The organism is Streptomyces sp. NPDC050448, from assembly GCF_040655295.1.
Taxonomy (GTDB): Bacteria; Actinomycetota; Actinomycetes; order Streptomycetales; family Streptomycetaceae; genus Streptomyces.
In genome coordinates this window covers 57,024-71,121 of the sequence record NZ_JBFAJR010000009.1, presented here as the reverse complement: position 1 = coordinate 71,121, position 14,098 = coordinate 57,024, and the positions used below count along the sequence as shown (strand labels likewise).

At 71.8% G+C, this 14,098-nt stretch carries 11 protein-coding genes; 8 read left to right on the top strand and 3 right to left on the bottom strand.

The window, feature by feature from the left end; genetic code table 11:
• The first annotated feature begins 1 nt into the window (after nt 1).
• The 6 genes from AB0I68_RS13810 to AB0I68_RS13785 all read left to right on the top strand — a co-directional run bounded on the left by AB0I68_RS13810 (nt 2) and on the right by AB0I68_RS13785 (nt 6,800).
• Entirely contained in the window at nt 2-1,744 is a 1,743-nt protein-coding gene (locus AB0I68_RS13810) for an ABC transporter substrate-binding protein (RefSeq protein WP_363177463.1), read from the top strand.
• 22 nt (nt 1,745-1,766) lie between these two features.
• Nucleotides 1,767-2,771 (top strand): ABC transporter permease, encoded by a 1,005-nt coding sequence (locus AB0I68_RS13805; protein ID WP_363177462.1) that lies wholly within the window; start codon nt 1,767-1,769, stop codon nt 2,769-2,771.
• Nucleotides 2,768-3,754 carry an ABC transporter permease gene (locus tag AB0I68_RS13800; RefSeq protein ID WP_363177461.1) on the top strand — a complete coding sequence of 329 codons (987 nt, stop codon included), beginning with the start codon at nt 2,768-2,770 and terminating at the stop codon, nt 3,752-3,754. Before AB0I68_RS13805 ends, AB0I68_RS13800 begins: the two co-directional genes overlap by 4 nt.
• Nucleotides 3,754-4,803 (top strand): ABC transporter ATP-binding protein, encoded by a 1,050-nt coding sequence (locus AB0I68_RS13795; RefSeq protein WP_363177460.1) that lies wholly within the window; start codon nt 3,754-3,756, stop codon nt 4,801-4,803. The genes AB0I68_RS13800 and AB0I68_RS13795 overlap by 1 nt, the downstream gene beginning before the upstream one ends.
• Nucleotides 4,804-4,901: 98 nt before the next feature.
• On the top strand, nt 4,902-5,837 hold the full coding sequence (locus AB0I68_RS13790) for an oligopeptide/dipeptide ABC transporter ATP-binding protein (protein ID WP_363177563.1): 936 nt from the start codon (nt 4,902-4,904) through the stop codon (nt 5,835-5,837).
• Between the two features lie 177 nt (nt 5,838-6,014).
• Nucleotides 6,015-6,800: a class I SAM-dependent methyltransferase gene (locus AB0I68_RS13785; RefSeq protein WP_363177459.1), complete on the top strand. Its 786-nt coding sequence runs from the start codon at nt 6,015-6,017 to the stop codon at nt 6,798-6,800.
• Nucleotides 6,801-6,999: 199 nt separating this feature from the next.
• Here AB0I68_RS13785 and AB0I68_RS13780 read toward each other — a convergent pair whose 3' ends face one another.
• Complete coding sequence (locus tag AB0I68_RS13780; RefSeq protein WP_363177458.1) at nt 7,000-9,081, bottom strand: prolyl oligopeptidase family serine peptidase; 2,082 nt, start codon at nt 9,079-9,081, stop codon at nt 7,000-7,002.
• Between the two features lie 97 nt (nt 9,082-9,178).
• On the opposite strand from AB0I68_RS13780, the gene AB0I68_RS13775 reads away from it, so the two are divergent.
• Nucleotides 9,179-10,726 carry an MFS transporter gene (locus AB0I68_RS13775; RefSeq protein WP_363177457.1) on the top strand — a complete coding sequence of 516 codons (1,548 nt, stop codon included), beginning with the start codon at nt 9,179-9,181 and terminating at the stop codon, nt 10,724-10,726.
• A gap of 29 nt (nt 10,727-10,755) precedes the next feature.
• On the opposite strand, the gene AB0I68_RS13770 is transcribed toward AB0I68_RS13775, so the two are convergent.
• Together AB0I68_RS13770 and AB0I68_RS13765 are read right to left on the bottom strand one after the other, a co-directional pair.
• A complete protein-coding gene (locus AB0I68_RS13770; RefSeq protein WP_363177456.1) occupies nt 10,756-12,147 on the bottom strand; it encodes a cytochrome P450 in 1,392 nt (463 codons plus the stop codon).
• A 115-nt stretch (nt 12,148-12,262) separates the two neighbouring features.
• Nucleotides 12,263-12,907 carry an excalibur calcium-binding domain-containing protein gene (locus AB0I68_RS13765; RefSeq protein WP_363177455.1) on the bottom strand — a complete coding sequence of 215 codons (645 nt, stop codon included), beginning with the start codon at nt 12,905-12,907 and terminating at the stop codon, nt 12,263-12,265.
• A gap of 462 nt (nt 12,908-13,369) precedes the next feature.
• Between AB0I68_RS13765 and AB0I68_RS13760 the strand changes: the two genes are divergently transcribed.
• On the top strand, nt 13,370-13,960 hold the full coding sequence (locus AB0I68_RS13760; protein WP_363177454.1) for a hypothetical protein: 591 nt from the start codon (nt 13,370-13,372) through the stop codon (nt 13,958-13,960).
• Nucleotides 13,961-14,098: the final 138 nt, after the last annotated feature.

Below are 14,098 nucleotides of genomic sequence, written 5' to 3'. Positions count from 1 at the left end.
CATGACCAAGCGCACCCAACTCGCCCTCGCCACCGCTCTGGTGGCGGCACTCGCACTCGGCGCCTCGGGCTGCTCCGACCCCAAGAAGGGCTCCACCAGCGCCGGCGCGGGCAACCCCGCCGCCGCCAACGACGGCAAGATACTCGGCGGCACGCCGGTCAAGGGCGGCACCCTCACGGTCCTGTCCAACCAGGACTTCGCCCACCTCGACCCCGCGCGCAACTGGGTCATGCCGGCCATGGACTTCGGCACCCGCCTCCTCTACCGCACGCTCGTCACCTTCAAGGCCGAGCCCGGCAAGGCCGGCAGCGAGCTCGTCCCCGACCTCGCCACCGACCTCGGCACCCCTTCCAACGGCGGGAAGACCTGGACCTTCACCCTCAAGGAGGGCGTGAAGTACGAGGACGGCTCGCCGATCAAGGCGCAGGACGTCAAGTACAACGTCGAGCGCTCCTTCGCCCCCGACCTCACCGGCGGCCCCGACTACGCCGCCCAGTACCTGGCCGGCACCGAGGGCTACAAGGGTCCGCTCCAGGGGCAGCACCTCGACTCCGTCAAGACGCCCGACGACCGCACCATCGTCTTCGAACTCAAGCGGCCGGTCGCCGAGTTCTCCGCGACCGCGACCCTGCCCACCTTCGCGCCCGTCCCGCAGTCCCAGGAGAAGGGCACCCAGTACGACTCCCGCCCGTTCTCCTCCGGCCCGTACAAGATCGAGTCGTACGACCGCGACAAGAAGCTGGTGCTCGTCCGCAACGAGCACTGGGACGCGAAGACCGACCCCGTGCGCAAGGCCTACCCCGACAAGTTCGTCGTGGTCATGGGCCTCAAGGGCGGCCAGGTCGACGACCGCATCATCGCCGGCGAGGGCGCCGATGCCTCCGCCGTCGAGTACTTCAACATGCGCCCCGAGAGCGCCCCGAAGGTGCTGCCGAAGCCGGAGATCAAGGCGCGCCTGCTCGCCGAGTCCCAGGGCTGTACGGTCATGCTCCACCTGAACAACTCCCGCGCCCCCTTCAACGACCCGAAGGTCCGCGAGGCCCTCCAGTACGCCGTCGACAAGGAGGCCGTGGTCACCGCGGGCGGCGGCCCCGCCCTCAACGAGGTCGCCACCGCCTACCTGCCCCCCGCCCTCTCCGGCGGCAAGCAGGCCGACACCCTGAAGATCCCCCCGGCGGGCGACCCGGCCAAGGCCAAGGAACTGCTCAAGGCCGCCGGCAAGGAGCACCTGAAGGTCTCCCTCGCGGTCTCCACCGGCGACAAGGGCAAGGCGGAGGCCATCCAGCAGGGCCTGTCCCGCGCCGGCATCGAGGTCGTCATCGACACCGTCGACCCCGGCGCCTACTACGACGTCATCGGCGACCTCTCCACCACCCCCGACATGACGTACACGGGCTGGTGCCCCGACTACCCCTCCGGCTCCACCTGGATCCCCTTCGTCTTCGACGGACGCACCATCAAGGACAAGGGCAACCAGGGCAACTACAGCCAGTTCCGCGACGAGGCCACCATCAAGCGGATCGACGAGATCAACGCCATGGCCGACGCCAAGCAGGCCAACCAGGCCTGGATCGACCTGGACGCGGAGATCATGAAGAAGTCCCCGTCGATCCCGGTCCTGCTGGAGCGCAAGCCGCTGCTCGTCGGCCCCAACATCGCGGGTGCCTACGGCCACCCCGTGTGGACCGGCACCGTCGACTACGGCACGGTCGGCCTCAAGGACCCCTCGAAGAGCCAGGGCTGAGGAATACGGAGCCCCCTACACCATGACCACCACCGCACCCGGCGCCGGCGGCCAGGCGGCCCCGGCTCCGGTTCCGGACGGGGCGCCGACCCCCGGCGCCACCCAGGACGGACCCGGGGCAGCAGCCACCGGCAGCAGCCCCTGGCAGCTCGCCCGGCGGGAGCTGCGCCGCCGCCCCGCCGTCCGCGTCAGCCTCTGCGTCGTCCTCCTCTTCGTCCTGATGGCCGTCACCGCCCCCTGGCTGGGCGCGCTCGGCGGCTGGTCCCCCGAGGAGTTCGACAAGTCCGCCATCGACCCCTACCTCGGCGGCCAGCCCCTCGGTTCCCTCGGCGGGATCAGCCCCGAGCACTGGCTCGGCGTCGAACCCGTCACCGGCCGCGACCTGTTCGCCCGCGTCGTCCACGGCGCCCAGGTCTCCCTCCTCATCGCCTTCGCCGCCACCGCCATCGTCGTGGTCACCGGCACCGCAGCCGGAATCGTCGCCGGCTACTTCGGCGGCCGCACCGACGCCGTCCTGTCCCGGCTGATGGACCTGACCATGTCCTTCCCCAGCCTCATCTTCATGATCGCGATGCTGTCGGTGGCCAAGGACGTCAACCGGATCGTGCTGATGACCGCCGTCATCGGCGTCTTCGGCTGGCCCGGCGTCGCCCGCGTCGTCCGCGGCCAGACCCTCTCCCTCAAACACCGCGAGTACGTCGACGCCGCCCGCGTCGGCGGCTCGAGCGCCTGGCGGATCCTGACCCGCGACATCCTCCCGGGCGTCTTGGGCCCGGTCATCGCCTACACCACCCTGCTCATCCCCGGCATGATCAGCACCGAGGCCGCGCTGAGCTACCTCGGCGTGGGCGTGCGCCCGCCCACCCCGTCCTGGGGCCAGATGATCGCCGAGTCCGTCGCCTTCTACGAGACCGACCCCATGTACTTCGTCATCCCGAGCACCTTCCTCTTCCTCGCGGTACTCGCCTTCACCCTGCTCGGCGACGCCCTGCGCGACATCCTCGACCCGAGGGGCGGCCGCACGTGATCCTCTACCTCGCGCGCCGGCTGCTCGCCCTCGCGGGCGTCCTGCTCGCCATCGCCGCCGTCACCTTCCTCATCTTCTACGTCCTGCCCTCCGACCCGGCCGCGGCCGCCTGCGGCAAGACCTGCAGCGCCGAACGGCTGGCCGACGTACGGGAGTACCTCGGCCTGGACCAGCCGGTGTGGCGGCAGTTCGCCGACTTCCTCACCGGGATCTTCACCGGCCGCACCCTCGGCACCGGCCAGTACGCCGTCCAGTGCGACTTCCCCTGCCTGGGCTACTCGTACGAGAACTCCCTGCCCGTGTGGGACCTGCTGATGGACCGGCTCCCGGTCTCCGCCTCACTCGCCGTCGGCGCCGCCGCGCTGTGGCTCGTCCTCGGCCTCGGCGCCGGGGTCACCGCGGCCCTGCGCAAGGACACCGCCACCGACAAGGCCCTGATGGTCGGCGCGGTCGCCGCCGCCTCGCTGCCGGTCTACTTCACCTCCGTCATGCTCATCTACGGAGTCATCCGGGTCGCCGGGCTCCTGCCCTACCCCACCTACCAGGCCTTCACCGACGACCCGCTCGCCTGGGCGGCCAACCTGCTGCTGCCCTGGACCGCGCTCGCCCTGCTCTACGCGGCCATGTACGCCCGACAGAGCCGCGGCTCCATGATCGAGGCCATGGCCGAGCCGTATATCCGTACCGCCCGCGCCAAGGGCATGCCCGAGCGCACGGTCGTCGTCAAACACGGCCTGCGCTCCGGGATGACCCCGATCCTCACCATCTTCGGCATGGACCTCGGCGGGCTGCTCGCCGGCGCCGTCATCACCGAGTCCATCTTCGGACTCCCGGGCATCGGGCGGCTGTTCTACGGAGCCCTGGTCAGCTCGGACCAGCCGGTGGTCCTCGGGGTCACACTGCTCGCCGCCTTCTTCATCGTCGTCGCCAATCTCGTCGTCGACGTCCTGTACGCCGTCATCGACCCGAGGGTGAGGTACTGATGGCCGCCCTGCTCGAAGTGCGCGACCTGCGCGTCACGTTCACCACCCCGCGCGGCCCCGTACGGGCCGTCGACGCGCTCGGCTTCACGGTGGAGGCCGGGCGGACCCTCGGCATCGTCGGCGAGTCCGGGTCCGGCAAGTCGGTCACCTCGCTCGCCGTCATGGGCCTGCACCGGGGCGCCGAGATCGGCGGCTCCATCGCCCTGGCCGGGCAGGAGCTCACCGGGATGTCCGAGAAGGAGCTGTCCCGGCTGCGCGGCCGGAAGATGGCCATGATCTTCCAGGACCCGCTGTCCAGCCTGCATCCCTACTACACCATCGGCGAGCAGATCGCCGAGCACGTCCGCGTGCACTTCAAGGCCGGCCGGGCCGCTGCCCGCCGGCGCGCGGTCGACATGCTCGGCGAGGTCGGCATCCCGGAGCCGGCCCGCCGGGCGGGGGAGTACCCGCACCAGTTCTCCGGCGGCATGCGCCAGCGCGCGATGATCGCCATGGCGCTGGCCTGCGAACCCGATCTGCTGATCGCCGACGAGCCCACCACGGCACTCGACGTGACCGTCCAGGCGCAGATCCTGGAGCTCATCGCCCGGCTCCAGCAGGAGCGCGGCCTCGGCGTCGTGATGATCACCCACGACCTGGGGGTGGTCGCCCGCGTCGCCCACGAGGTGCTGGTCATGTACGGCGGCCGGGCCGCCGAACAGGCCGGGGTCGACGAGCTGTTCGCCGACCCCGCGCACCCGTACACCCGGGGCCTGCTCGACTCGCTGCCAAGGCTGGACGACGCCGACGACGAGCCCCTGCGGGCCATCCCCGGCTCCCCGCCCTCCCTGCTCGCGCCCGCCCCGGGCTGCGCGTTCGCCCCACGCTGCCACCTCGCCGCCGCGGCCACCCCGGAGCAGCGGCGCCGCTGTGCCACCGAGCGCCCCGAGCTGCGGCCGTACGGGATCGGCGGGCGCACCGCCGCATGCCATTTCGCGGGGGCCGACGCCGTGCCGGGCGCCGTGCCCGGCGCCCCGACCGCCCTGACCGCCCCGGAGGCGTCCCGATGACCGTAGAGGCACGCCCCCCGGACACCACCGCGCGGCCCGACCGCACCGGGCCGGACCCGGCCCCGCCCGAGCCGCTGCTGTCCGTACGCGATCTCACCATGGCCTTTCCCGGCAGGCGCTCCGCGTCCGGGCGCCGGGGGGCGCCCGTGCGTGCCGTCGACGGGATCTCCTTCGATCTCGCGGCGGGCGAAACCCTCGGCCTGGTGGGCGAGTCGGGCTGCGGGAAGTCCACCACCGGCCGGATGCTGGTGAGGCTGCTGGAGCCCACCTCGGGCAGCATCGCATTCGACGGACGGGACATCACCAGGATGTCCCAGGGCGGGCTCCGCCCCCTGCGGCGGCACCTCCAGATGGTCTTCCAGGACCCGCACTCCTCCCTCAACCCCCGCCAGACGGTGGCCCGGATCATCTCCGACCCGCTGCTCGTCCAGGGCTGGCCGGCATCCGACGCACGCCGCCGGGCGGCCGAGCTGATGGACCTGGTCGGGCTGATCCCGGAGCACATCGACCGCTATCCGCACGAGTTCTCCGGCGGCCAGGCCCAGCGCATCGGGATCGCCCGCTCACTGGCCACCAGCCCCCGGCTGATCGTCGCCGACGAGCCCGTCTCCGCGCTCGACGTCTCCGTCCAGGCGCAGATCGTCAACCTGATGGAACGGCTGCGCCGCGAACTGGGCCTGGCCTACGTGTTCATCGCGCACGACCTGTCCGTGGTGAAACGGGTCAGCGACCGGGTCGCCGTCATGTACCTCGGCCGGATCGTCGAGATCGGCGAGAAGCGCACCCTGTACGAGAACCCCCAGCACCCGTACACCCGGGCACTGCTGTCCGCCGTACCGCTGCCGGACCCGGCGGCCGAGCGGCGGCGCGAGCGGATCGTGCTGCTCGGCGACCCGCCGAGCCCGGCCGCCCCGCCCCCGGGCTGCACCTTCCACCCGCGCTGCCCGAAGGCGCAGCAGATCTGCCGCACGGAGCGCCCGCTGCTCCGTGTCACCGCCTCACGCGAGGTGGCCTGTCACTTCCCCGGTGACTGACGGGGATCCAGGGGAAGAAAGAGGAGGGCCCCGGGCCGACACGATCGGCTCCGGGGTCCTCCCGCTGTCCTGACGGCGGCTGCCGCGAGGCGGCCCGGCCGTCGTTTGACCGCTGGGGTGACCGACTGCCGACCGGGGAAACGAGGGACGTGGATGGGCTCGCAAGGACGCATCGACATGACTCGCAGCAAGGTCTTCGGTGAAGTGGCGGAGCTGTACGACGCCGCCCGGCCGGGGTACGCGGATGCCCTGGTCTCCGAGGTGCTGGCCTACGCGGAACCAGGCGGTCACGCGGCTGTTGAGGTCGGTGCGGGCACCGGCAAGGCCACGGTGTCCTTCGCCTCGCGGGGGATCCCGCTGGTGTGCGTCGAGCCCGATCCCCGCATGGCCGAGGTGCTTCGTCGCAACACCGCGCGGTACCCCGACGTCAGGGTCGAGGTCGGCGGCTTCGAGGAGTGGGAGGCGGGCGGTCGGCGTTTCGGGTTGCTGTTCGCCGCCACCTCCTGGCACTGGCTGGACCCGCACCGACGCTGGGACCTGGTCCACGCCGCCCTCGAACCCGGCGGTGCGCTGGCGCTGTTCTGGAATCCGCAGGGCGTCCTCGACGTCGAGCTGCACGGCGAGCTCGCCGAGATCGACCGCCGCCACGGCGTCGTCAACTCACCGCACGGCGAGCCGGCTTCCGGCTACCGTGACGATCCGGGGAGCTGGTGCCAGGAGGCGGATGCAGAATGCCGCCGCGACGGCCGCTTCACCGACCTGCGGTCAGTCCGTTTCCGTCGGGCCCTGCACTACGACACCGACCGCTACCTGGGACACCTCACCTCGCTCACCGCCTATCGGGTCCTGCCGGACGAGCGCCGCGAACAGGCCCTGGCCGAGACCGCCCGCCTGCTCGACGCCCACGGCGGCGGCATCGACGTGCACCTCATGAGCGACCTCTTCCTCGCCCGCACCGTGTGAGCCGAACGCCTGCGGTCCGTCGAGAATCGGGCCGGGCCGGTTCGTGTCCGCCCGGACCCCGGTCGCCGCACGGGAACTCCCGCCCTTCGGAGCCGGTCACCGTGGCGAACCACGACGTGGCGCAGACCTCGATGCGGTCCGGCGCGAGGAGGTGCAGCGCCCCGCCGGCGGTGGGGCCGGCGGGGCGCAGCGGCATCCGTCAGGCCAGTTCGCGGCGGAAGAACTCCAGTTCCAGTGCCATGAGCTTCTCTTTCGTGCCGTTCGGGGTCATGTGGGTGACACCGGGCAGGGCCAGGAGCTGGTGCGGGCGGCCCGCGTCCGTCAGGGCCTGGGAGAGGCGCAGGGTGTGCGAGGGGTGGACGTTGTCGTCGGCCAGGCCCGTGATCAGCAGCAGTGGCCGGGTCAGGTTCGGGGCGTCCGGGATCAGCGAGTCCCGCTCGTACACCTCGGGGTGCTCCTGCGGGAGCCCGAGGTAGCGCTCGGTATACGCCGTGTCGTAGTGCCGGAAGTCGGTCGGCGCGGCCCCGGCGGCCGCCGCGTGGAAGACGTCCGGGCGGCGCAGCACCGCCATCGCGGACAGGTAGCCGCCGTACGACCACCCGCGCACCCCGACCCGGCCGAGGTCGAGGTCCGGGTGGCGTTCGCCGAGTGCGTGCAGGGCCGCGACCTGGTCGTCCAGGGTGACCTCGGAGAACCCGCGGTACACGGCGTGCGTGAAGGCGGGGGAGACGTACGGGGTTCCGCGGTTGTCGACGGTCACCACCGCGAAGCCCCGGTCGGCCCACCACTGGCGGTGCTGCCAGCGGCGCGGCTCGGCGGACACGTCCTGGAATCCGGGGCCGCCGTAGCTGTCCATGAGGACGGGCAGCCGCCGGCCGGTGACATGGCCGCGGGGAAACACGACGGAGGTGGGGATGCCGTGCTCGGTGACCCGCTCCAGCAGCGGGACCACCCGGTACGGCAGCGGCGCGCAGAGGTCGGCGGGGACGAACGCGCGCCCCTCGGCGGTGCGTACGCTGCGGCGCACCCCGTCGGCGTCGGCGGAGGTCAGCAGCAGAGCCCCGGCCGCCGCGAGGACGCTGTGCACCCCGGGCCCGTCGGCCAGCGGGGTCGGCTCGCCGGTGGCGGGGTCGAGGAGCAGCACCTGCTGTTCGGCGGGGTCGCGCTGCCCGGCCTCGATCAGCAGCCGGTCCCGGTGGATGCCGGCCACCCGGCGGACCTGGATCCCGTCCCCGGTCAGCAGCTTCCCGTCGACGGCGAGGGCGCGGGCGGCGCCGCCCGGAGTGTCGGCGGCGGTGAGCATCCGCCCGTCGGGGAGCCGGGCCGGGGTGCCGGGCAGCAGCGGGTCGACCCAGTGGGGGTGCGTGGTACGGGACAGCTCCCGGGTACGGCCGGTGGCCGGGTCGGCGGAGAGCAGCAGGACGCAACGCTGGAGCCGGTCCTGGACGGTCAGCAGGATCTCCTCGGCCGACTCCCAGTCGGCGTCGGAGACGTACGGGTACGCCGCGGCGTCCCAGTCGAGCCGTACCCGGGCGCCGCCGGGGCCGAGCACCCACAGCTCGACCTCGGCGTTGGGCCCGCCCGCCTCGGGATACGCGAAGTCCTCGGCCGGGAGCTCGGGGTGCGCGGGGTCGGCGAAGTGGCGTCGCTGGAGGGCGGACTCGGCGACGCGGGCGGCCAGCAGGGTCTCCCCGTCGGGGGACCACCAGTGGCCCCGGTCCCGGCCCAGTTCCTCGGCGGCGGCGAACTCCGCGACGCCCCAGCGGGCTCCGTCGGCGGGGCTGACCCGGCCGCCCGGGAAGGTGTGGAGGGCGTCGTCGGCGACGTACGCGGTGCGGGAGCCGTCGGCGTTGAGGCGGGGGTCGAACGCGGGCCCGGCGGCCGGGATCTCCTCAGGCTGCCCGGCCGCCTGCCCGGTCCCGTCGGGGGTGACCTCGTAGGCGACCCGGTACAGCCGCCCGTACAGCGGGAACACCGCGCTCCGGCCGTCGCCGGAGAGCGCGTACGAGCCGATCCCGGCGGCGACGAGCCGGATCCGCTCGCGCAGCCGGCGCTCGGCGGCCGGCAGGGTGCCCGGCTCGGGCGACAGCTCGCGGGGGTCGGCGAGGCGTGTCTCGGTGCCGGTGGCGGTGTCCAGGACCCAGAGGCTGTCGAGGGCGTCGGCGGGGCCGGTGGATCGGAGGAACCAGAGCAGCCGGCCGTCGTCCCCGAAGGAGAACGCGCGCGGGGCGCCGTACGTGAAGCGGCCGGTGCTCGCGGAGAGCCTGAGGAAGTCATCCATGATCGTAGTGTGTCATGTGAAATGGTACACTGTACATGTCATGTAGCCTAGGCCATTCGAGTGGTGTGCCCCCTCGACCAGGTTTAGCGTCGAACAGGTGGACCGGAACACGACGCCGACCAGCAAAGGGACCGACGGCAAGGTCCGAGGAAGCGGCAACGGGCTCGCGCTGTTCGTCATCGCCTCGTGCCAGCTCATGGTCGTTCTCGACATCACCATCGTGAACATCGCGCTGCCGCACATCCAGACCGCCCTCGGCTTCTCCACCGAGAGCCTGTCCTGGGTCGTCAACGCCTACACCCTCACGTTCGGCGGACTGCTCCTCCTCGGCGGACGCACCGGCGACATCCTCGGCCGCAAGCGCGTGTTCATCTCCGGCGTGCTGCTCTTCGGCCTGGCCTCACTGCTGGGCGGGTTCGCTCAGAACGAGGGCCAGCTGATGGCCTCCCGGGCCCTGCAGGGCGTCGGCGGAGCCATCGCCTCCCCGACCGCGCTGGCTCTGATCACCACCACCTTCCGCGAAGGCCCGGCGCGCAACCGGGCGTTCGGCGTGTTCTCCGCCGTCTCGGCGGGCGGCGGCGCGATCGGACTGCTGGCCGGCGGCATCCTCGTCGAATGGCTCAACTGGCGCTGGGTGTTCTTCGTCAACGTGCCGATCGCCGTGGCCATCGCCGTGACGGCCGGCCGGGTCATCCGCGAGTCCGCACGCCACCCCGGGCACTTCGACCTCGCCGGCGCGCTGCTGTCCACCGCGGGCATGGTCGCGCTCGTCTACGGCTTCATCCGCGCCGCGCAGGAGGGCTGGACCGACCCGATCACCCTCGGCTCCTTCGGCGCGGCCGTGGTCCTGCTCCTGCTGTTCTTCCTCAACGAGCGCCGCTCGCCGCAGCCGATCACCCCGCTGCACATGTTCGCCGACCGGAACCGGGCCGGTTCCTACGGGATCATGCTCTTCCTCGCCTGTGCGATGTTCGGCATGTTCTTCTTCCTGACCCTGTTCGTGCAGAACGTGCTGGGTTTCAGCCCGCTCCAGGCCGGCCTCGCGTTCCTGCCGGTGAGCGCCGTCATCGCCGTCGGTGCGGGCATCACCTCGCAGCTCCTGCCCAGGCTCGGGCCGAAACCCTTCATGGTGACGGGTGCGCTGTGCTCGGCGGCCGGGCTGGCCTGGCTGACGCGGACCAACATCGACTCGACGTACCTCGGAAGCATCCTGGGGCCGATGCTCGTCTTCAGCGTCGGCATGGGCATGCAGTTCGTCTCGCTGACCCTGACGGCCCTGTCCAACGTCGCCGACCGGGAGTCCGGCGCGGCCTCCGGACTGCTCAACACGTCGCAGCAGGTGGGCGGCTCGCTGGGCCTGTCCATCCTGGTCACGGTCTTCGGTACGGCCAGCCGCAACGAGGCCCACGATCAGGTCCCGGCCTTCCTGAGCCAGGCAGGACCCGTCCAGAAGGCCCTCTTCCTGCGCACCGGCCGGCTCCCGGACCCGTGGGGCGACCAGGTGCTCACCTCGGGCGTGAGCGCCGCGTTCATCGTCGCGGCCTGCTTCGCCCTGGTCGCGGCGGCCATCGCCCTGTTCGCGATCCAGGTCCGCCCCTCCGACCTCGAACGCCTCAAGGGCCACCACACACCGGCGGCCGTCTGAGACCCCCCCCGCGGGGCCGGCCGCCGGTTCTAGGACACGGCCTCGCCGGTCGCGCCCCGGACCCGGCAGCGGGTCGGGCCGTTCACCCGCAGGGTGATCCCGGCGCTGACCGGGATGTCGGTGTCCACGGCCTCGAACTCGTACGCCCGCAGGATCATCGCCAGCGCGATCACCGACTCCAGCATCGAGAAGTGCTGCCCGATGCAGGCGCGCGGGCCGCCCCCGAACGGGAACCAGGCGTACCGCGGGCGGCCGGCCTCCGCCTCCGGGGTGAAGCGGTCCGGGTCGAAGCGGTCCGGGTCCGGCCAGTACCGGGGGTGTCGGTGCGTCACCCACGGAGCCAGGATCACGTCCGAGCCCGCCGGGATGGTCCGGCCCCCGACCTCGGTGGCCGCGACCGAGCTGCGGCCGATGACCGGGGCGGCCGGGTAGAGCCGCATCGCCTCCTTGAGGACCTGCGTGAGGTACGGGAGCCGGTCCAGGTCGGCGGCCTGCGGCGTACGGTCGCCCAGCACGCGGGAGATCTCCTCGCGGGCCCGGGCCTGCTGCTCGGGGTGGCGGGCCAGCAGGTGCAGGGAGAAGGCGAGCGAGGTGGCGGTCGTCTCGTGGCCGGCGAGCAGGAAGATCAGCACCTGGTCGCGCAGTTCGGCGGCGTCGAACTCCCCGTCGTCCGAGCTCGTGGCGGCGGCGAGCAGACTCAGCAGGTCCTCGCCCCGGGCGGCGGCCCCGCTGCGCCGCTCGGCGATGATCTTGTCGCACGCCGTGTACAACTCGTCCATCGCGGCGGCCACCCGCTTGTTGCCCGGGGTGGGCCACGTGCGCGGGATGTTGGCGGGTGAGTAGCCGCGGCGCAGCACGTAATCCGTGATGACCGGAAAACACCGGTCGACGACGTCGACGGTGGCCTCCACGTCAGTGCCGAAGAGGATGCGGGCGACCGCGCGCAGGGCGAGCCGCATCATCTCCTCGCCGACGTCCACCACACCGCCGGGGGCCTGCTCCCAGCCCGCGATGACGGCCCGGGTCTCGGCGGCGACGGCGTCGGCGTAACCGTCCACCCGTCGCTTGGTGAACAGCGGCTGGACCAGGCGCCGTTGGCGCAGGTAGTCCTCGTCCTGGCTGGTCAGCAGGCCGTTCCCGAACGAGTCCCGGACCTCCTGGTAGAAGGCGTTGTCCTTGCGGAAGTTGGCCGACTCCGAGGCCAGGACCTGCTGCGCGCCCTCCGCGGAGAAGACGCAGTAGAGCTCGGCGCGCAGCCCCGGCGGGCCGGCGGTGATCCGCACGACGTCGCCGTGCCGCTGCTGGGCGCGCAGATAGGTCCCGAGCGAGTCCGATTTCAGGTCGAACAGGGAACCGAGCAGAGGGACCCCCTCGAGCGCGGGTGCCTCCGTACCGGTTTCCGTGTGTGTTTCCCCAGCCATGGCCGCCCCCTCGACACCGTACCGACGGGCTCGATTCTGCACGGCCCGGGCCTGCGGCGCCGAGGATCGCTGTGCCCTGCGGCTCAAACCTGCCGGTCGGCTTGCCCTTTCGTCACTACTTGTCGCAAGCGGTGCCGTCCTTGTCCCGGTCGAGGGCGTCCCGGTAGCCGGGCTCGCCGCGCCGCATGGGCGCCGCCCCGGCGGCCTTGGCCTCGGCGCAGCTCTTGTAGTAGACGCTGCTCCCGCCGCTGCTCCCGCTGCCGCCGCCCCCGCTGCCGCCGCCGTCACCGCCGGTGGAGCCGCCGTCGGTCGGCGGCGAGGTCTTGGGCTTCGGCGGGGCGGGAGTCCGGCTCGCCTCGGGGGCTTTGGAGGGGGCCAGGGTGGCGCCGGCCTGGTCCGGGCAGGGCCGGCCGGGCGCGACCAGCGAGAGCTCGACGGCGGACGTCGGCTCCACGGGGCTCCCGGCCGCCGGGATCTGGAAGCAGACCGCCCACTGGCCGTGGTCCGCGGCCAGGGGGACGTCGCTGTAGGCGCTGCGCGCCTCGACGGGTCTGGTGACCAGCTTCTTGACGGCGGACTCGGCGTCGGTGAACTTCTGCCCGACGAGCGCGGGCATCGCGGGCTGCGCGGCCGTGGCGGACGTACCCGGCGAGGGCGCGGCGCCGGTCGTGGCGGCGGGCGGCTTGTCCGCGCCCTTCGCCGGCGCCGAATCCTCGCATCCGCTGCCGAGCAGGACCACCGCCCCGACGACCGCTGCCACGGCAAAACCCCGACGGTGGAACATGGATGCCCCCCAAGATCAACACTCTGCGGAACCGCCGCAGCCTACGCGTGCCATCCCAGCACATGTGAAGCTGTTTCACGTCGATTTCCCAGGCATGTACCTGAGGACGCCGGCACCGAATGAGCGAGCCCCCCAACCCCCTCGCCCTTCAGTGGTGCGCCCAGCTTTCCCGAGCATTTCGTTGAGGTGATTCTTTGGGCGGGTCGGCCTCCGCAGCGAACGTCGTTTTTGATTGCCGTAGGCATCGACTTTCGAACTCAGGTATTCGGCCGGACGTCGCGGTGTTTTCGCGGTGATCGAGGGGTCAATTTCGACCGCCAGGTCAAAAGTGGACACGGTGCTCGCCGCTGGCTATGGTCGAGTGACGGATGCCACGCCTGTGGAAATACTCAGTGCGTAAGGGAGTTGGCGCCGGAAGTCGGATCAGCCGCTTCCCCCATGGCGCTCAGCGCCATCCAGCGCGAAGCGCAGTCGACCCCGCATCCTGGACGCGCGAGGTCGGGCGAGGCCCTCAGTGGCAGGCTCTTGAACTCACGTGACGGTTCACACCGCACATGCGCGATTCGGCGCCGTGGCCTGCGTCCTACGCAGCCCGGTGACATCGGCAAAGCCGTCTTCAATCAATGGGAGTCTGAAATGCGAAATTTCAGCAATACAAGGACGAAGCTCGGCTCCGTCGCGGTCGTGGCCTCGCTGGCGCTCGCCGCCCCCATGGTGGCGTCCGGCACGGCACACGCCGCAGTGAAGGTTACCGTCAGCGGAACCGTGAGCTGTGCCAAATTCGGGGATTCGACACCGAGTATCGTGACGATAACGCCCAGAAAGGGAAACGCCGCCTCGGACGAGCTCCCCGGTGAGGACGAGGCCGAGCCGTACTCGATCGTGCTCACAGGGATTCCGGCGAACGGCACGAAGGCCACCGCCGTGATCACCTGCGTGGACAGTGACAACGAGCAGAATACGATCACCAAGACGTTCGCGGTCAAGAAGCCCGCGGACGGCAGCCCCGTGACCCGCGATTTCGGGTGACCTGCGGCGCCCTCCGCGCCATCGCGGCCCTCACAGCAGGTCGGTCGCCGAGCCCGTCGCCGGTGTCTTCCGCGTGGGCGGAGACACCGGCGACGGCCCGGAGACGGCCCAGGAGGACAGGAAAGCGTCCTGACCTGC